The sequence below is a fragment of the Paenibacillus uliginis N3/975 genome (genome assembly GCF_900177425.1).
Lineage (GTDB): Bacteria > Bacillota > Bacilli > Paenibacillales > Paenibacillaceae > Paenibacillus_AQ > Paenibacillus_AQ uliginis.
The window spans coordinates 446,089-466,558 of the sequence record NZ_LT840184.1 but is presented as its reverse complement, the minus strand read 5'-3'; the positions used below and the strand labels follow the sequence as shown (position 1 = coordinate 466,558).

The following is a 20,470-nucleotide window of genomic DNA, read 5'->3' as shown; positions in this document are numbered from 1 at the left end:
AGTTCAAGCCTAAAAGGGTCCAGAAACTATTAAATACCAAATTGTGGGGCCAGTAACTGATTTGCCAATCCATCTTCACTTGATTTTAATAAGTAAAAAAATGTAAATCGTTAGATATACCAATGGAAACCAGAGGTGATTCTTAAAAAAGGCAGATTAGAATAGGCCTCCTGAGTTATTTCATCATTCTTCCCTAAGAAGGTGACTGTTGAATGAGAAATGGTTGCCACAAGAAGGCATACACCCAGTAAGGGAAGAGTTTTCTTTTAGACCCTGCATTAGAGAAAGCAAGGACACCTTTTCGTACTCATTCCATTACTAGCACCTGCAACAAAGAAAAACAGTGGCATTTCATGTCGATAGTTAGTCCTTATTATTGCTTTACAGAATGTTGTCTATAGTTCCTTCTCTCAGCTTATGCTAAAATATTGTCATATCTTAGCATAAGGAGACTTGTAAACTTTGTCTAATCCAGTATACGGTAAACATGCCAAAAGGTCGAGAGACGTCGAAAAATCGTCAGGATTTATTTGGGCATTATTAATTGGTCTGATAGCCTTTCTAGCCTGGACACCGTTTCAAACCGCGTTGTTTAATGGCCAGATGCTAGAGTTTGAGAAGCCTATCTTCTGGGCTGCTGCTGCCGCTTGTATTCTGCTATTTCTATGGATCGCCCAGTACTATAAAAGTATTCGCTTAGAGGATCAGCGGGATTTGCTGATGGTGGGTGTACTTCTACTTCCTTTAACTTATGCTATTTCGTTAATCAGCGCTGCTTCTCACTATCTCGCAATGAACATGGTCATCATTCAGTGCATTTATGCCATTATATTCGTCATCGGGTTATATCTACTCCGGGATAAAATGGGCAACCGGGTGATCCAGACCACAATCATGACGGTAGCTTATCTTATCGTAGGTTTCGGGCTGCTGCATTGGTTTGGACAAGGAAAGACCGCAGGTGCAATTGCAAAATGGTTCTCCAATACGGTTCTTAACGGTATCTACACAAACGCCGTGATGGTTGACTCCAACGGTCTGCGTTTAACTTCCGTTTTTCAGTACGCCAATACATATGCTGCATTTCTGATGGCATTTTTGTTCGCAGCTATATTCTTCATTACTACTTCACGTAAGTGGTACAGCCAGGCATTCCACAGCTTCATGTTGGTACCAATCATTGTATCCTTGCTGCTGACATTGTCTCGGGGCGGACTTGTAATGCTTCCAGTGGTATTCGTTTTGCTGCTCGTGTTCCTGAAACCAGCGAAGCAAATCCTGTGGATTTTATACTGTGCCATTGCAGGTGTGGCATCGCTTCTCATCTCTAAGCCAGTTACTGAACTGGGACTGCAGCTGAATGAAAAGTTTAGCAGCAGTGGTGCCCTCAAAGGTTGGGGGATCCTGCTCGGGGTATCCGTAGTAGTCGGATTGCTCGGATGGGTCATTCAGAGGTTTGTTGCTCCAATGCTAGATAAGGTGCTAGACAAACGGTCTGCAAAAAAAGGTTCCAGTCTATGGATTCCGGTAGGTTCCGTTGTTATTGGCGGACTGCTGATTTTCTTATTCATCGGCACGAGTGTGAAAAATATCCTGCCGCAAAACATCGCTATCCGCCTGGATAACATCAACTTTAACCAGCACAGTGTTCTGGAACGTTTTACATTTTATAAAGATGCGATGAAGGTTGTTGCCGATTATCCGATATTCGGAGCAGGCGGAGGAGCTTGGGCCTCGCTTTATGAACAGTATCAAAATAACCCGTACACCAGCCGTCAGGCTCACAACTTCTTCTTGCAGTATTTGATTGAAGTCGGGATTGTCGGATTCCTTATTTTCATGTCGTTTATCTTATATATTTTCTATAAATATATTCGTGGATACATGAAAGCCGATGAAGAAGGCCGTAATTCTCACTTCTTGTATGTGATTATTGTGTTATCCATATTGATGCACAGTATTTTGGACTTTAACTTAAGTTATGTATTTATGGGGATTCTAGTATTCCTTGGACTCGGTGGTATGGCTGCCGTAATGGACAGCAAGCCGCTGACAAAATGGAAGGTGAAAGATACGACAGCCAGAGGAATATACAGTGCTGCCGTAGGGATCGGTGCAATCGTGATCCTGATTACGTCTATTCGATATATTGAGGCCAGCAGCTCGGCATGGGAAGCACGAAAATTAGCCCAGACAAGCGAATCTTTTGAAGAGATTAAGGCACCTCTCGACAAGGATCTTAGTATACGCCCAAGCCATCCGGACTCCGTGCTTATTCTGTCGTCTCTGTATCACTCAGCTTATAAACAAACACAAGATGAGGGCTTCTACAATTTGTCGGTTGATCTTCTGAACAAAGCTCTGAAGGACGAGCCGTACAACAAGTTCATGATCAATCGTCTCATCCAAGGCCATGAACTGAAGAATGAGAAAGATAAAGCATTCGATCTGCTTACGGCTAACGCCTACAAATTTAAATGGGATATTGAATGGTATGAGCGGATTATTAACCAAGCACTTGACCTGGGCTATCAGGCACTAGGAACAGGTGATACGGCTGCAAAAGATAAGTACTTCAAGAGTGGAACCGAAGCTTTCGAGAAAGTGCAGGTTGGTATTCAACATCTCACTACACTGCCGGAAGGACAACTCCAAGGCCGTGCGTTTGAAAACACTCCTGAAATGATCTTGAATTCAGGCAAAATGTACTTTATGACCAACCAGCCTGATAAGGCAGCAGCTACCCTGAAGATCGGCCTTCAAGAAGATCTGTCTCAGACGGCCAATCAGGATATTGCTCAGTGGTACCTTGCGTCCCTTCAAAAGCAGGGACAGAGCGATGAAGCTTTAATGGACAACCTGATGAAGGTCAATCCGAATTCCAAACAACAAATTCAGCAGTTAGCTGAGCTACAAATTTAGAAAAACAGCGGGGCAGTTCTGGTAGAAATCATCCTACCAAGAGCTACCCCGCTGTTTTATTATATTTACAAGCTACAACTTTGTATGTTCTCCTTATTCATCACCTTTTCCATATATTCCAAAAGTTCTTCACGTAACTCTTCCTTCTGCAACGCATAATGCAAACTAGTTTTTATAAACCCTATCTTTTCACCAACATCGTGTCGAATTCCTTCGAATTGATAAGCTAGAATTGGTTCTAACTGAGCTAATGTAGAGAGCGCATCCGTAAGCTGTATTTCTCCGTTCTTCCCAGCCTTTTGTCCTTCTAATAAAGCAAATATATCAGGCGGTAAAATATAACGTCCCATGATAGCCAGATTAGAAGGCGCTTCGTCTCTGCTAGGTTTCTCTACCAGTCTGGATGTCTCATAAATTCTGTCAGCTTTTTCGCGCCCATCCACAATTCCATAGCGATCCACTTCATCCCAAGATACCGGCTGTACACCTACCACAGCAGAATGATAGGTATCATAGACGTTTATCATCTGCTTTAGACACGGTACGTTGGCCTCTACAATATCATCTCCGAGCAAAACCGCAAAAGGCTCGTCTCCAATGAACTTACGGGCGCACCAGATCGCATGACCGAGACCCTTCGGTTCCTTTTGCCGGATGTAATGGATATCTGCCAATTCAGAAGGACGACGCACTTCCTCAAGCAAACCCCACTTCCCTTTTCCCGCCAGATTATGCTCCAGTTCAAATGAAGAGTCAAAATGATCTTCAATTGCTCTTTTACCCTTGCCTGTAACAATAATAATATCTTCAATTCCAGATGCTACTGCTTCTTCAATGATATATTGGATCGTCGGTTTATCCACAATCGGAAGCATCTCTTTAGGCATGGCTTTAGTTGCGGGAAGAAACCGTGTGCCGAGCCCCGCCGCCGGGATAATGGCTTTACGTATTTTCATGTCTGGGCTCCTTTCAGAATAGGATGGAATAATCTGTCTAACATCTGTCTTTCAGACTATTATATCAGTCATCTGAACCTTTTACATAGATATACCTACCCAAGTACCGTCAATACCACAGCAATCCCATTCACCAACCCATGAATGATAACCGCCGGCCATATCGAATTACTCCGCTCATACGCCCATGCAAAGACAACACCACCCAAAAAGTTTGCCGGCATCGCATTATATGTTGGAATGTGGACAACCGTAAAGATCAGCGAGCTCAGCAGAATCGCCCAGCGCATTCCTAAGCGAGTACGCAGCCAGCGGTATAAAAAGCCGCGATAAAATATTTCCTCATAAATCGGTGAAATAATTGCTGCTGATACAAAAGCGATAAACACAGTGAATATGGTTACGTTTTGCTGCATAGCCTCTGTTTTACTGTTCTCATATGTGTTCCCGATAAAACTAGTAAGCACCATGACCAGTACACTACCAACGATTAATAGAAGCGTCCATAAGAGAATATGCCCCCAATCCTTCGCCGGAAATGATCTTATGCCCACTTCACTCCATGACAACCGTTTGGGACGAAGTGCAACAAAATACACACCTGATATCAAAACAACTGCTATCGTAAGTCCCGTCAACGTTCCCGAATATAGCTCGTTTCCAAGCCACTGTGTATAAGCAGGCTTTACTACAAATTTGATAAATCCGATTACGAATACAAACTCGAGCAGTAGCAAAGCTACAAACTCTTTCCATGTCCAGTTGTCTTGTTCCTTCCATCTCGTCACGCTGCTATTCATTGCTCATACCCCTTTATCTCCTGTGATATAATTTCACTATATAAGGTGACGCAACGTCACCTGCAAGCTTTTTATTAGGAGGTACAGCATGAATCGATGGACCACCGGGCAAGTATCGAAGCAGAGTAATGTTTCTGTCCGCACACTACGTTATTATGATCAGATCGGTCTTCTCACCCCCAGCTTTAAAGACGATAACGGCCGGCGTCACTACTCTGAACAAGACCTTTTTACCCTTGAAAAAATCACACTGCTCAAATCGCTCTCACTGCCACTCGAGGAAATCCAAAATGTGCTGGAAAAGCTGTCATTTCGGGATATTTTAATCGCACATCACAATCATCTCCAAGAACAGTTGACCCTACTTCAGAGCAGTATTTCGAACACAACTTCCTTAATCAATATGATGGATCTTGAAGGTTCAATATCGTGGGAGAGAGTGTCCAGTCTCGTACGAACCGCTAAAACCAGCTCTAAAAAATGGATGGATTACTTTGAAGATGATGAACGTCTGTTTTTGAAACAAGCTCTTCCCAACCTCGGTAACAGCGACCGGACAACCCAGCAATACATTTCATTATTACGGCGAATCAAATGGTGTGTAGAGCAGTCTATTGCGCCAGAGTCAGAAGAAGGGTACCAAATCGCTTCAGGTTTGATCGAGGTTTCGAACGAGACCTTCGGAGGTGACGAGGAACTGATGAACAAGTTCTGGGAGGTACGGAAACAGCCTGTAGAAAAGTCCGGGCTGTACCCAGTATCTGAGGAAGTTCTGGATTTTGTGGAGCGGTGTATTTCCTATGCTATGGAACAAGATAAGCGAGCGGAAGCAGCGTTGATCATGGAAAAGCAACAATAATGATTTCATATGTAAAATAATAATAAGAGCACGATTGAGGCTTTATCCCTCAATCGTGCTCTTAAATATTTGTAGAGTTTAGCCTGCTTCTACCCTACTTCACCAACTGCCCACGCGTTACTCCGAGCTGGTTGGTCGCCTTCAGCTTCTTCCATACCTGTGTGCCGCTGATCTCGCCGCGAAGAGCGCGGTTGTAGAGGTCGATGACTTCGTGCACCTGCTCTGGAGTCTCCTCCAGGAATTCCACACGGTAGCTTGATACACCGAGCTCCATGAAGTTCGCCAGATATTCTGCACCGGACTGCTCGATAGCGTTGTATACTGTGTTACGGCAGCCTTCGTCCACCCGTACAGGGTGAGACATGCCGATCCGGTCTTGAAGTGATACACGCTGCTCCTCACAAGGACGGCCGCAGTTCGTAAAGTCTGTTCCTTCGCTTAGGAACGTGCAGTACACGCAATGCTCCGTATGGAACATCGGCAAATGCTGATGGATAACAATCTCTATATTGGACGTATCCGCCTTGCCGAGCAAATCAACCATCTGCTGGATGTTCAAGTCATACGAAGGTGTGACAGCGTCACAACCAGCTTCAAGGAACAGATCGACCGCTTTATGATTGGCGATGTTCAGCGAGAAGTCACCGATGAGACGCGGATGCTTCTTGTCCGGATTCTCCATCCGGTGGCGCAGGTAGAAATACAACGCACCGGTGTTGCGCACCAACACGGCGTCCGGTTGCAGGCGCAATATATTGTTGTGGTAGCCGTTCTCTCCCGGCATATGAATACGAGGCGTAGCCAGTGCAATCTGTTTGCCAGCGGCATGTACAGCTTCTACTGCTGCCGGGAACTGCTTGATAAACTCGAAATCGGCGTATATCATCTCCACGCCGGCTTCGATTGCAGCCTCAACCTGCGGTAGGCTGCGGCACAGCGCGGTAAGCTGCGCTTCACCGCGCATTACTGGCGCTGCTGGCTTCGCCGCATCGCCATAAACCGACACCGCCCGTTTCACATACACGGGCGGCTTCGGACGCTCGCCTGCAAGCTGCTCCACCGCACGGCGGCGGATGTTGTTCAGCTCGCGCATAGGGACAATGACGTCTCCATACAACTCGACGTCAAGCTGCTCCAGCTGGAACACTGTTCCGCCCAGGCGGCCGAACTGCTCCTCAAGGAGCTCACGGTTCATCGGCCGCTTCTGGGCGATCTCCAGTTCCAGCTCCGAATCCACCTGGACCGTCGCGCCTTTCTGCACATCGGTCCACCAGGTCGACAGCGGCTGTCCAGGACGGCCGCTGACACGCACATGTACCGGGAACACCCGGTACGGCTTGTCTGTCTCAAACGTCTGGCGCAGACGCTTGTCGAGCGCCGGATCGTTGGTCTTCCAAATCCGGTCGCCGACATGCAGCTTGCGCAGATCCACATCACTGCGGCCCGGCACGATGTCAACGATCCAGTCTTCCTGGGCTTCGTTCTCAAGCTTTACGCCTTTACGACGGACATCGTATACACGTCCGCCTTCTTCCTTCTTCGTCGGATCACCAGCGTCAAACACAATACCGTCGCCGCGCTTCAGCGGTGCTTCCAGCTTACATACCACACCGTCGCGAAGAATCTGCTCTATCCGGCCCAGATATACACCCCGGCTTTTCGGGAACGTGCCGTCCACCAGCTTTTTATTATTCGTTCCGTCCAGGAAGCCGTGTGTAAAGCCACGCGAAAAGCTCTGCTGCAGCTCCCGTACGTCTTCCTTGCTTGGCTTCGAATTATCTCCGTCAAAATACTGATCGATGACCTTCCGATATTTGCTAACCACGTTCGCTACGTATTCTGGAGTTTTCAGACGTCCTTCGATTTTAAAGGACATGACGCCCGCTTCAATCAGCTCTGGCATAAGATCGATAGCCGCCAAATCTTTTGGAGACAGCAAGTATGCCACATCGCCCATTGGCTTTTGTACGCCATCCACCATGAGATCATACGGCAAACGGCATGCTTGCGCGCATTCTCCGCGGTTCGCCGAACGGCCACCCCACATCTCGGAGGTCAAGCACTGACCAGAATAGGATACACATAACGCCCCGTGCACGAACACTTCCATCGGTAGCTTTGCCTGCTCACCGATTTTTTGAATCTGCTTCAGATTATTCTCGCGGCCCAGTACGACCCGCTCCATATCAAAAGGCTTCGTAAACTCCACCGCTTCCGGGGATGTAATCGTCATCTGCGTCGAGCCGTGGATCGGAAAATCCGGAGAAATCTCGCGGATCATCTTCACCAAACCAATATCCTGTACAATCACCGCGTCCACACCTGCATCAACACAAGCGTCAATCAGTTCCTTGGCATCCTCCATCTCATTCTCGAACACCAAAATGTTAAACGTCAAAAATCCCTTCACACCATAACTGTGCAAAAATCCCATAATCTCCGGCAGCTCATCCATCCGGAAGTTGTTGGCACGTGCCCGCGCGTTAAACTTCTCTACACCGAAAAAGATCGCGTCCGCACCGTTTGCCACGGCAGCGCGCATGCAGTCCCAATCTCCTGCGGGTGCCAGCAGCTCCACGTCTTCTCTTCGCAAACCTTTTGTATCCATCTATATCCTCCCAAACCAGCAAGTCCTGCCGGTTACTGTAAATACTTCATTACTTTCAGAAAAATTACATATCCAACGTCAACAGTAGCTCTCTTTCGCGAATCATACCGCCCTAGAGACCTATGGTTCTTTAACTTGTCTAGTGTACCAAATGTGGGGGGATACTAAAAGCTTTTCTATGAAATGGCAGGGACGAGAAATTTAGCCCTGTACTTTCATAGAAAAGCTTACTTCGAAAGCATACGCTGCACCAGGTCAGCGTCCCAACCAGCTACTCCTCCAGCACAAACGAAACGGATGCCATCCTCTTTCCGTTCACCAAAATATCCAGACTGTGCTCTCCCGGATAGAAGCGCCGAGTTGAGATTACTTTAAAGGATTGCTTTTTCGTTACCTTATGGCCGCCTGGAGCGTACATCTTATCCGAGCATTTATAGCGCTTTGGCGCCTGCTTCCCATTCGCCTTCATGTACCCGATCTCATAGTCAATTCGAAGCGAGCTCACCTGATCACTCCCGTTGATTAACATAAAAGAAAACTCCAAATCCTCACCCACGGCAATGACCGGACGCTTCACCTGCAGGGATGCAACCTCCATGGTCTCCTCAAGCTCTTCATATCCAAAAATCGCCAAGGCCCGCACATCACCCCGTCTCAGCAGCGTGCGCAAAGCATGTCTTACAATCCAATCCGTTAGCGGATGACCTCCGTACCATTTTCCTGCCAGGTCTAACACCAACTCCGGATGATCCTTCGAAATGTCATTCAGATGGTTAGCCACACTTTTCCGGACATACAGCGACTTATCTTCCTTCAGCAGTGTCAGAATCGGCAAAACAGGGCCCGGATCACGGATTAGCTCAGGCAACTGCTGCCCCCAAGGAAGACGCGGTCTGCATCCTTCACTGGCAAGCCTGCGAACATGCTCATTATCGCTCTGCGCCCACTCTGTCATCTGAGCAATCATCTTATCCTGTTCCCGAATAATGAACGGCCGAACGGCAAACTCCGAGGTAGAGAACTGAGTAAAGAACTGAAGCGCCTGCATAGATCGTTCAAAATCTTCCATACCATTCACTTCGACAAAATCAGGGATAAACAAATGCTCAATTCCTCTGCATTCTGGAGCTACCTCATAAAGAACCTCTAAAGCTTCGACATAAGAAAGCGGAAGCGTCCCCGTTAGAGCATGTGTAATATGCCTTATGCGCTGCTTGAACTCCTCAGCCTCCCAAGCCTCATCGTGAATTAGCGACTTGAATTGCTCCGTATTAAAAGCCGGATATTTCTTCTTTACCTTAATAGCAAACGACTCCACAAAAGACGTTGAAAACAAATCTTTCAAAGACTCTCTCATCTCGTCCCCTCTTCCTCTGAAAAATAGTATATCCCAATACACACTAGAATTAACGATAAGAAGAGCCAAGCAGTGGTGAACTGTTTGGCTCTTTATCAATGGTACTATCCAAGAAAACTCATTCTCTTAATAATTTATCATCTTAATTATAGCCTACCCCTTACTTCACCAATTCAAACGAAGCCAGTGCCTTCTCGATGGCTTGTTTCTGGGCTTCCGTAGCATTCGCATCATTGAGCACCGTCGATATGGTGTACGTTATACCGCCGCTTTCAAAAACGATCTGATTGGACGTATACGCAATTTCATCCCTCACCTGATGCGCCTTGAACGATACGGCCGGAACTCCGGCAAACGTAATGTTGTCTGTTCCGAGAAGTTTAACTTCACTATTGCTGCCTGAAGTTGCTTCCTTGTAATACTGCTTCAGCCCGCTGATTACGTATTCCGCCTCTGTCTCTTTATCAGCCGTTATCTCGAAGCTGCCTCCGACGAACCCGTATTCTACCTTTGATGTATCAAAGCGGTCACTGATCGCTGTCCAATAGCGCGGAATAGCCACGTTGTAACGATAAGTGTTCGAGCTCTTGACTGTCACTTTAGATTTATCCATCAAAAAGTCTTCATCATCGATCCGGCCAAAGTCGGCTGGAACAACATCATAATCAATATATATCGAATTCAGCACATCTTTCCATGCTTTGGCGGTCTCTTCTTGTCCCTCAGGTACGGTATATTCTAAATAATAGCGGTAGCCATTCTCTTGCAGCATGACCTCGTACTCCGTCGTCCATCCGTCGCCAAAATTGTAGCGGACCTCCTGAATCTGACCTTTTACATCGTTAATATTCACTGGGGTTAATCCAACCACTTCGTATGACTTCGGGACAAACGCTTCCGAAAGCCAGCTCTTCATCTGATCAACCCAGCCGTTAAGCGTACCCTCCGTTCCCTTAGGTGCAGTAGACACCCTTATGGACAGATAGCCCTTCTCCTCATCTCCATAAAACATCTCCTGATTGTTGACCGCCCAGCTTGCCGGAACACCCGCCACAATACCGTAGTCCGGATTCACGACACTGCGGAGTCCATTTTCAATCGAAGAAAGATCCTTTAGACTCTTATCCCCTGCATTAAAGGATGGCTTGAAGGAATTAAGCAGTCCGGCGTATTTATCCAAATCCTTATAGTGTGAAGCATCCCCATCGGCGAAATAGATTCCGTACACCTTGTTATTCGCGTAATATCCCCGGCCTTCCCACAATACGCCTTCCGAATCACGTGAAATAATGCGTGCATAAGGCACTACTGCCCGCGTCACGATCTCCCGGTCCAGAACAATATCGCCTGAACTGCGGGCGTCCTTCACCAGCCTCTGCAAAAGATCCTCGGTATCCAGCTTCACCTGCTGCGGCGTGGCATGAACCTCCAGATAATAACGTCCGGTCGCATCGGAGAACACCGCAACGCTCTCATTATCCGCGCCACTTCCGATAACCATGCCGGAAGGGTAATTCATGCTCCATTCGTAATAGCTGTTGCCAATCCGTGTCTTGCCAGCCGTAGCGTCGATGCCCGTATTGTTCTGTGTTGACTCATCTTTATCCGTCACGTCCAAGCTGATGCTCAGCTTGCCGTTTTTGTCAGCATATACCTTGGCTCCGATACCTTCTGCTACCGGACGAAGAGGGACCATCAGTGTACCTGACACCATCTGAGGTTCCACCGTTAGCTTGATCTTCTTCCCATCCACCCATGCTGTAGTGCTGCCAATGGACATCACTACAGCATGTGGTCCCTGGAGAACCCGAACGCGGCTGCTGCTTTCCAACTTAATTTTGCTACCGAATGCTTTTTTGAACACACCGACAGGAACCATAACCGTGCCTTGCTTAATATACGGTTTGGCAATCGTATAAGACTCGCCGTTAACGACAGCGGCACTGCTTCCCTTCTGCAGGGTGAGCACCCGTTTCTCTATCGAGTCTCCCCACACCGGCAGCGATAAGGAGGCGCTGAGTACGAAGGCAGCCAGTAGTGCGGCGGATGTACGCCATACTTTGTTGTGAACAACCGTGTTCTCTGCTTTCATCATTACTGCTCCTCCCCTGTTGCCGCTATAGCCGCAATAGCGTCTGTTTTATTTTCACTACTGAGTGTGAGCGTGCGGTTTACGATATCCCCATCGCTTTGCATTAACACGTTTACCTTTGCCTCAGGCATAAAATCCTTCAGCATTTCATTGATGTCCACTACCGAATACACCCGTTTACCATTGATTGAGTAGAGCACATCATCTTCCTTAATTCCAGCTTTCTTGGCTTGAGCCGACAGCACCTTTGTGACAGTCAGCGGATCATCACTCGGAAGGCCCACGATCGCAGACCAACTTTCCTCCAGTGCGAGTCCCAATCCTGCCCGTTTCACTTCACCGTACTTCAGCAGATGACTGGTCACATATTGGACAGTTTCCGTCGGAATGGAGAAACCCATATTCTCGACCTCTAAGCCAGAAAACTTCATACTATTAATGCCGATGACCTCACCCTTCAGGTTAACGAGCGGTCCGCCGCTATTCCCGGGGTTAATCGCCGTATCCGTCTGAATTAGCCGGTATGAACTGTCCACACTCCGGTCGAGGCCACTGACCACACCTACCGTCGCGGAATTGCGGAGCGTGAAATAGACCGGCGTACCAATGGCGATAACCTTCTCACCTACCTGAGCCGAACGGCTGCTCTTAGCAAACTTGGCAGGTGTTAGCGATTTAGCGTTGATTTTGACCAACGCTATATCACTAATCGTATCGCTAAATACTTTTTTTGCTTTGTATGTTTTATTGTCAGCCGTAACGACCGTAATACCCGTATACCCATCGACAACATGCGCGTTCGTAATAATCCAACCATCCGATTTGAAGATAACCCCTGTACCATGAGTAAGATTATAGCGGTCTTCTCCACTTTGAGTGTTTCCTCCGGGTGTTTTACCGATGATTCCGACAACAGAGGGCGACATTTTTTTTATCACCTTCGGGACCGGATCCTGTTCGTATGTATAGTTGGTACTGCTTGTATTTTCGCTAACGGACAATGCCTCTGCCGTTGTCACGGAAAAGGGTGACATCCCCACGCTGAGCAACAGTGTTATACTCAATAGCGTGCCTACGACCTTTTTACTCCCAGAAATCTTCATCTCTTCACCCGTTCCTCTCCACATGTTAGCCTGCATGGCTACGTGTACTCCTCAATGTATCACAGGGGCATGGCCTGTACAATTGCTGTAAGACCTAATTTCCACCTAATTTTTTCCTTCAATTGTGCAAAATCCTATCCTAATAGACACACATAGACGAAAAAAAGACGCCCTCACTGTGAAACAGCGGGACGTCCTCTTATGTATCTTGTTCATTCACTGACTGGAGCTGAACCAATTCATGATCATCGCATAGTCCGAGTAGAGAAAAACGAGCAGACTGACAACACCGAAAGCGATTGCGAATTTATTCTTCTGACGGGCAGTTAACAAGCGGACTACACCGATCAAGATCAAGATCGTAAACAAAATCATGAAAATATCAAATGTTTTAAAATTGGAACCGGTTTCCGCAGCTGCTGCAAGGAACATAGAACGAACCTCCTCGTGGTTTCTCACGCATTTTACATATCTTCTTCTATGTTATCCGCGCCCACGTCCTTATGCAAGCCCTTCCTCTCAAAAAAAGTAAAAAAGTCACAACTTTTTCTCATATTTAATCATTAATGCAACGCTTTTTATGAATTCCTTCCTTGACTAAAAGAACTTAACCTAAAATCATCTCATCAGATTGTCTCTTCCGCTTGCCTGCCGACTCCATATTCCATAAAACAATCCATTTGAAAATTTGATAAAGAAATCCATTTTTTCATTTACGGACACGATGATGTGTGATAATATCAACTTCAATATCACACTATTCAAATCGGAATTAATAAATTTACAGCATGACATAACACTCAAATCATGATGCAGGAGGCGTTATACCCATGGCTTATGAACCGATATGGACGGCTAACCCCGACAAGCTGAACAAATTTGAATTTGTAAAGCTAGAGAAGGACGGATTGGACGTAATCCGTACCATTATTGAAAAGTATTCAGTAGAAGGCTTTGACTCCATCCCCGCCGATGATATGGACCGGTTCAAATGGGCCGGTGTTTACCAGCAAAAGCCGAAGGACGGACATTTCATGATGCGTGTCCGGATCAATACAGGAATCATGACAACGGCCCAGGCTCGTGCTTTAGCCGATATCGCCAGACTATATGGCCGTGATCTGGTTGATGTGACGACACGCCAGGCGATCCAGTTTCACTGGCTCACCGTTGAAAGCTTGCCTGATATTTTCCAAAGACTTGAAGATGTCGGTCTATACTCCTATGAAGCGTGTGGAGACTGCCCGCGAACGATTGTTGGCAATCCCTTGGCAGGTATTGATCCGCATGAGCTGATGGATACAACTGAGCTTGTGGAGGAGATCAACAGCTTTTTTCTGATGAACCGTGATTTCTCCAATCTGCCGCGTAAATATAAAATTTCGATTTCTTCGAACCGCTACAACAACGCCAATGCTGAAATTAACGACTTAGCATTAACTCCAGCGGTAAAAGTTATAGATGGTGAGGAAATTATCGGCTTCCACGCGATGGTAGGCGGCGGCCTCTCTGCCAAACCTCATCTGGCTCAGTCGCTCGATATTTTTATCCGTCCTGAAGATGCGCTGAAGGTTGCCGTCGGAGTCACCACGATCTTCCGTGATAATGGATATCGCGAGAAGCGGCACCATGCCCGTCTCAAATTCCTTGTTGCCGATTGGGGCCCGGATAAGTTCAAGGAGAGGCTTGTGGAACTGGTCGGCGAACTGCCTTCACGGGGAGAAGACAAAACCATTGGCTGGCAAGCAGCGTATTTCGACGGTGTTCACCCTCAGCGCCAGGAAGGGTTTAACTATGTCGGATTAAACGTTCCGGTAGGACGCCTGAATGCCAGTGAGTTAGTGCAGCTTGCGGATCTGTCTGACAACTATGGGGATGGAAAAATCCGTACTACTATGTCGCAAAACATCATCCTGAGCGGTGTACCGAATCATCAGGTTAAAGAGCTGCTCAAGGCTCCTATCTTTCAGCGTCTTACCCCAACTCCGAAACATTTTATGAGCCGTACGGTTTCCTGCACCGGTAACGAATTTTGCAACCTTGCTGTAGTGGAAACGAAACAGCGTGCGAAAGTCGTTGCGGAGTATCTTGACGAGCACGTTGAACTCGATGAGAAGATTCGTATTCACTTTATCGGATGCCCGAACTCCTGCGGTCAAAAGCATATCGCGGATATCGGTCTACAAGGCGCCTTGATCAGAACGCCAGCTGGTATGGTGGACGCATTCGATATTGCAGTTGGCGGATCGCTTGGACCGGGAGCGCAGCTGAACAAAGCGCTTAAAGGCCGGGTCGAAGGGGATAACGTGGGGCCCGTGCTCGCACAGCTCCTGTTGTTCTACAAAAATAACCGCCTGTCACCGGAAGAAAGCTTCTTCGAATATGTACAGCGTGTCGGTGTACCAGCATTCCAGGAGAAGCTGACAGAAATTCTGGCTTCTGAAGTGGTCGCTTCCTAGTCACAGTCCGCACTTTGCGGTAGTTTTTCTTGCGAGATAAGGATGCGCTTTACTTCAATGTTTAACTTTCTCATCTTCAAAAAAAGAACCGAAGCCCTTGTTACCAAGGCTTCGGTTCTTTTTGTTTCCTGTAAAGCTTTTCCCTCGCTGAATGATTACCCGTCACACATCGTTTTTTAAGCGGGCAAAGCTCCCCAGAAGTTACTTCGGTTGATTCTCGCCTGGTTACATCCAGTCTCGCCATTGACCTGCACCTCATGCAGAGCCGTTAGACTTGCAGTCATGGAGGAGGCACACTGATTCTTACACTTACTTTGCCGCAGACTCCTCTTTAACCGCATTTTCTTGATTCCAAGCTTCCGTCCGTTGCGTATCCCGTTCCAGAACCGGCTTAAGATATTTACCAGTGTAGGATTCCGACACCTTCACAATCTGCTCCGGTGTACCGGTGGCAATAATTGTACCACCGCCACTGCCGCCCTCCGGTCCAAGATCGATCAGGTAGTCTGCTGTCTTGATGACATCGAGATTATGCTCGATCACGAGGACCGATTCGCCGGAGTCCACCAATCGGTGCAACACGACAAGCAGACGGTCGATATCATCAACGTGCAGACCGGTTGTCGGCTCATCTAGAATATACATCGTCTTGCCGGTGCTGCGGCGGTACAACTCGGAAGCGAGCTTCACCCGCTGGGCTTCCCCGCCGGACAATGTGGTCGCAGGCTGACCCAGCTTGATATATCCGAGACCTACATCCATGAGGGTCTGCATCTTCCGGTGAATCTTCGGAATGTTCACGAAGAATTCTGTTGCATCCTCAACTGTCATCTCAAGTACATCGGAAATATTCTTCCCTTTGTACTTCACTTCCAGTGTTTCACGGTTGTACCGCTTGCCCTTACATACCTCACATGGCACGTAAATATCCGGCAGGAAGTGCATCTCAATCTTGATGATTCCGTCACCACGACACGCCTCACAGCGGCCGCCCTTCACGTTAAAGCTGAAGCGACCTTTCTTATAGCCACGAACCTTCGCTTCATTCGTCTGGGAGAAAATATCACGGATATCATCAAACACCCCGGTATAGGTCGCCGGGTTGGAGCGCGGAGTCCGGCCAATCGGCGACTGGTCAATGTCAATAACCTTCTCAATATGCTCCAGACCGCGCATTTCACGGTACTGACCCGGACGAACCCGTGCCTTGTTCAAGTCGCGCGCCAGCGTCTTGTACAGAATTTCATTCACGAGTGTCGATTTACCAGAACCAGATACACCGGTAACGGCGGTAAAGACACCGATTGGAATTTTTACATTGATATTCTTAAGGTTGTTCTCCTTGGCACCCCGAATTTCTAACCAGCGGTCATCCGTCTTGCGGCGCTTGCTGTTAACCGGAATGAACTTGCGTCCGCTCAGGTACTGTCCTGTCAGCGAGTTCTCGTCTTCCATAATTTCTTTCGGAGTACCCTGCGCGATAACTTGACCGCCATGGATTCCCGCACCCGGACCAATGTCAATGATGTAGTCTGCCGCCATCATCGTATCCTCATCATGTTCTACGACGATCAGCGTGTTACCGAGGTCACGCATATGCTCCAGCGTTGAGATCAAACGGTCATTATCCCGCTGGTGCAGTCCGATACTCGGCTCGTCCAAAATGTAAAGCACACCCATCAGACTCGAACCGATCTGGGTTGCAAGCCGGATACGCTGAGCTTCTCCACCCGACAGCGTGCCGGCCGAACGGCTCAGCGTCAAATAATCCAGGCCGACATTGACCAGGAATCCGAGTCGGCTGTTGATCTCCTTCAGAATCAGGTTCGCGATCTGACTCTCTTTCGGGGTTAGCTCCAAATTTTCAAAGAAACGTGTGGCTTCCCCGATAGAGAGACTCGTGGCATACGCCATGTTCTGGTCGTTAATCGTTACAGCAAGGGTTTCTTTCTTAAGACGGTGTCCCTTACACACATCACAAGGCTTTGTGCTCATATATCCTTCAATGTGCTCGCGAATGCCGTCGGAGTTCGTATCACGGTAACGGCGTTCCAGATTCGGGATAATCCCCTCAAAAGTTACCATTGCTTCCTTCCGTTGCCCAAAATCATTCTCGTATTTAAAATGCACTTTCTGGCTGCCTGTTCCGTACAGCAGTTTATCCATCTGATCCGGGTTCAGCTCGCTTACCGGCACATCCTGCGGAATCTTGTAATGTTCGCACACGGATCTAAGGAACTGCGGATAGTAGGTTGATGTACCGCCCGCCCATGCTTGAAAAGCACCGTCTTCAATGCTTTTGCTTGTATCCGGTACAAGCAGATCAGGGTCCACAATCATCTCGACACCCAGACCGTCACAATCAGGGCAAGCCCCGAACGGCGTGTTAAAAGAGAACATCCGTGGGGACAGCTCGTCCATACTGAATCCGCAGACCGGGCAGGCAAAGTTGGAGCTGAAGCGCAGCTCCTCCTGACCCATGATATCCACCAGAAGCTGTCCTCCCGATAGATTAAGTGCCGTCTCGATCGAATCAGCCAGTCGGGCTTCAATATCCGGCTTTACCACAATCCGGTCAACTACAACTTCAATCGTATGCTTCTTGTTCTTTTCCAGCTCGATATTTTCTGATAGGTCTCGCAGCTCACCATCCACGCGTACGCGAACAAAGCCCTGCTTCGCAATATCCGCGAACAGGTTCTTGTGCTCGCCTTTCCGCCCGGAAATAACCGGTGCGAGAATCTGCAGCCGCGTCTTCTCCGGATACTGAATGATACGGTCTACCATTTGTTCTACCGTCTGGGATGTAATCTCAATGCCGTGCTCCGGACAGTGAGGGTGGCCTATGCGGGCAAATAACAACCGCAGATAATCATAAATCTCCGTAACAGTTCCTACCGTAGAACGGGGGTTACGGCTTGTCGTCTTCTGATCAATCGATATGGCCGGAGACAGTCCGTCGATGGAATCGACGTCCGGCTTCTCCATCTGGCCCAAAAACTGACGGGCATACGCCGACAGGGATTCCACATAACGACGCTGTCCTTCCGCATAGATCGTATCAAACGCAAGTGATGATTTGCCGGAGCCGCTCAGTCCGGTAAGCACTACGAACCGGTCTCTCGGGATCGTTACGTCGATATTTTTCAGGTTGTGGGCACGCGCGCCCTTTATCACGATATTGTCACTTGCCAAAAGATATCATCTCCTCACTGCTTCACACAGCCAACCTATTATTTTAAGTAGAAACGGCTTCGCCGTCCTTATAAAGACGGTGGTCTGCCAATTCCAATGTCAATTATTCAGCCTTCAGCTCAAGCAGTGCATCGCGAAGCTCTGCTGCCCGTTCGAATTGAAGATTCTTGGCAGCTTCCTTCATCTCGACTTCCAGTCGCTCGATCACCGATTGGCGGTCTTTCTTGGACATCTTGCCGGCGGCACCTGTCAGGTAATCCGCCTTGCTCTCGGCTACCTTCGTAGCCTCGATTACGTCGCGAACCTTCTTGCGGATCGTTTGCGGCGTAATGCCATGCTTCTCGTTATACTCCTCCTGGACGCTGCGGCGACGTTCCGTTTCCTTAATCGCTCTATCCATGGAGTCGGTGATCTTGTCACCGTACATGATAACCCGACCTTCCGAGTTCCGCGCCGCCCGACCGATCGTCTGGATCAGCGATCGGTCCGAGCGGAGGAAGCCTTCCTTGTCAGCATCCAGTATCGCAACCAAGGACACCTCCGGAAGATCAAGCCCCTCTCTTAGCAGGTTAATACCTATCAACACGTGGAATGTACCGAGGCGAAGATCCCGCAAAATTTGCATCCGCTCAAATGTCTTAATATCGGAGTGCAAGTAGCGGACCTTAATTCCGATCTCTTTCAAATAATCGGTCAAGTCCTCTGCCATCTTCTTCGTCAGCGTTGTCACCAGCACCCGCTCATCGCGTTCGATCCGTTCATGAATCTCACCGATCAAGTCGTCAATCTGTCCTTCGGACGGTCTTACATCAATCAGCGGATCAAGAAGCCCTGTCGGACGGATAATCTGTTCCACCATGGTGTCACAGTGCTCCAGCTCATACGGCCCCGGGGTCGCAGACACATATACAATCTGGTTGACCTTATCCTCGAACTCCTCAAACTGCAGCGGCCGGTTGTCCAGTGCCGATGGCAGACGGAAACCGTGATCCACCAGAACGGTTTTACGTGCACGGTCACCGTTATACATCGCCCGGATCTGCGGCAGCGTCACATGAGACTCATCGATAACAATCAGCATGTCATCCGGAAAATAGTCCATCAGAGTAAACGGGGTTGCCCCTGGCTCCCGGAACGTTAGCGGTCCGGAATAGTTCTCGATACCGGAGCAGAAGCCGACTTCCTTCATCATTTCGATATCATAACGCGTGCGCTGTTCCAACCGCTGCGCTTCCAGCAGCTTGCCATCGGCACGCAGTACCTCAAGACGCTCTTCCAGCTCCCGTTCGATATTGACAAGTGCAACACGCATTGTCTCTTCCCGGGTAACGAAGTGAGATGCCGGGAAGATCGCAACATGCTCGCGCTCGCCAACCAGCTCCCCGGTCAGAACGTTAATCTCGGTAATTCGTTCGATCTCGTCACCGAACAATTCTACACGGACGGCATGCTCTCCCTTGGATGCCGGGAAGATTTCGATGACATCACCCCGCACACGGAACGTGCCGCGCACAAAGTTAATGTCGTTTCGCTGGTACTGAATATCAACAAGCCGCGACAAAATCTGATTGCGCGGCTTCTCCATACCTACCCGCAAAGAGAGCAGTAGTTCTCCATACTCCTGCGGTGAACCCAAACCATATATGCAAGATACACTAGCCACGATAATAACGTCCCGCCGCTCGAACAGTGAGCTCGTTGCGGAGTGGCGCAGCTTATCGATCTCTTCATTAATACTTGAATCCTTCTCAATGTACGTGTCCGAGGACGGAATGTAAGCTTCCGGCTGATAGTAATCGTAGTAACTCACGAAATAATCAACAGAGTTGTGCGGGAAAAACTCCTTAAACTCGCTTGCCAGCTGTGCGGCAAGTGTCTTGTTATGCGCAATGACCAGCGTAGGCCGGTTTAACTTGGCAATGGTCTGCGCGATCGTGAATGTCTTTCCCGTTCCGGTAGCGCCAAGCAGTGTCTGATGCTTCTTGCCCTCTTGAATCCCCTCAACCAATTCGGTAATCGCCCTGGGCTGGTCACCCTGAGGCTGAAATTCCGACTCAATTTCGAAGGATTTGGTACTGACAACGATATCGCTCATTTGTCCAATATCACCCTTATCGTC

At 48.3% G+C, this 20,470-nt stretch carries 12 protein-coding genes; 3 read left to right on the top strand and 9 right to left on the bottom strand.

All coding sequences use genetic code 11. The annotated features are described in order from the left end of the window. The first annotated feature begins 462 nt into the window (after positions 1-462). Positions 463-2,922, top strand: coding sequence for an O-antigen ligase family protein (locus B9N86_RS02030; RefSeq protein WP_208917547.1), 2,460 nt, complete (start codon positions 463-465; stop codon positions 2,920-2,922). A gap of 65 nt (positions 2,923-2,987) precedes the next feature. On the opposite strand, the gene galU is transcribed toward B9N86_RS02030, so the two are convergent. After that, positions 2,988-3,878 (bottom strand): UTP--glucose-1-phosphate uridylyltransferase GalU, encoded by an 891-nt coding sequence (gene galU, locus B9N86_RS02025; protein ID WP_208917546.1) that lies wholly within the window; start codon positions 3,876-3,878, stop codon positions 2,988-2,990. A 95-nt stretch (positions 3,879-3,973) separates the two neighbouring features. Then, positions 3,974-4,678 (bottom strand): CPBP family intramembrane glutamic endopeptidase, encoded by a 705-nt coding sequence (locus tag B9N86_RS02020; RefSeq protein WP_208917545.1) that lies wholly within the window; start codon positions 4,676-4,678, stop codon positions 3,974-3,976. Between the two features lie 88 nt (positions 4,679-4,766). Here B9N86_RS02020 and B9N86_RS02015 point away from each other — a divergent pair, with 88 nt between their 5' ends. Next, positions 4,767-5,537, top strand: a complete 771-nt coding sequence (locus tag B9N86_RS02015) for a MerR family transcriptional regulator (protein ID WP_208917544.1) — start codon at positions 4,767-4,769, stop codon at positions 5,535-5,537. A 94-nt stretch (positions 5,538-5,631) separates the two neighbouring features. Here the strand turns inward: B9N86_RS02015 and B9N86_RS02010 are convergent, their stop codons facing one another. The 5 genes from B9N86_RS02010 to B9N86_RS01990 all read right to left on the bottom strand — a co-directional run bounded on the left by B9N86_RS02010 (position 5,632) and on the right by B9N86_RS01990 (position 13,129). After that, positions 5,632-8,145: a U32 family peptidase gene (locus B9N86_RS02010; protein ID WP_208917543.1), complete on the bottom strand. Its 2,514-nt coding sequence runs from the start codon at positions 8,143-8,145 to the stop codon at positions 5,632-5,634. A 271-nt stretch (positions 8,146-8,416) separates the two neighbouring features. After that, entirely contained in the window at positions 8,417-9,502 is a 1,086-nt protein-coding gene (locus B9N86_RS02005; protein WP_208917542.1) for a DNA alkylation repair protein, read from the bottom strand. Between the two features lie 160 nt (positions 9,503-9,662). Further along, positions 9,663-11,597 carry a copper amine oxidase N-terminal domain-containing protein gene (locus tag B9N86_RS02000; RefSeq protein ID WP_208917541.1) on the bottom strand — a complete coding sequence of 645 codons (1,935 nt, stop codon included), beginning with the start codon at positions 11,595-11,597 and terminating at the stop codon, positions 9,663-9,665. Beyond that, positions 11,597-12,628: a S1C family serine protease gene (locus B9N86_RS01995; RefSeq protein ID WP_244563115.1), complete on the bottom strand. Its 1,032-nt coding sequence runs from the start codon at positions 12,626-12,628 to the stop codon at positions 11,597-11,599. Before B9N86_RS01995 ends, B9N86_RS02000 begins: the two co-directional genes overlap by 1 nt. 285 nt (positions 12,629-12,913) lie before the next feature. Next, the gene (locus B9N86_RS01990; RefSeq protein ID WP_208917540.1) at positions 12,914-13,129 is read right to left on the bottom strand and encodes a DUF2759 family protein; all 216 of its coding nucleotides are present in this window, start codon (positions 13,127-13,129) and stop codon (positions 12,914-12,916) included. A 398-nt stretch (positions 13,130-13,527) separates the two neighbouring features. On the opposite strand from B9N86_RS01990, the gene B9N86_RS01985 reads away from it, so the two are divergent. After that, positions 13,528-15,156, top strand: a complete 1,629-nt coding sequence (locus B9N86_RS01985) for a nitrite/sulfite reductase (protein ID WP_208917539.1) — start codon at positions 13,528-13,530, stop codon at positions 15,154-15,156. Positions 15,157-15,465: 309 nt separating this feature from the next. Here the strand turns inward: B9N86_RS01985 and uvrA are convergent, their stop codons facing one another. Further along, entirely contained in the window at positions 15,466-18,351 is a 2,886-nt protein-coding gene (gene uvrA / locus B9N86_RS01980; RefSeq protein WP_208917538.1) for an excinuclease ABC subunit UvrA, read from the bottom strand. Between the two features lie 103 nt (positions 18,352-18,454). Continuing rightward, positions 18,455-20,446: an excinuclease ABC subunit UvrB gene (uvrB, locus tag B9N86_RS01975; RefSeq protein ID WP_208917537.1), complete on the bottom strand. Its 1,992-nt coding sequence runs from the start codon at positions 20,444-20,446 to the stop codon at positions 18,455-18,457. Positions 20,447-20,470: the final 24 nt, after the last annotated feature.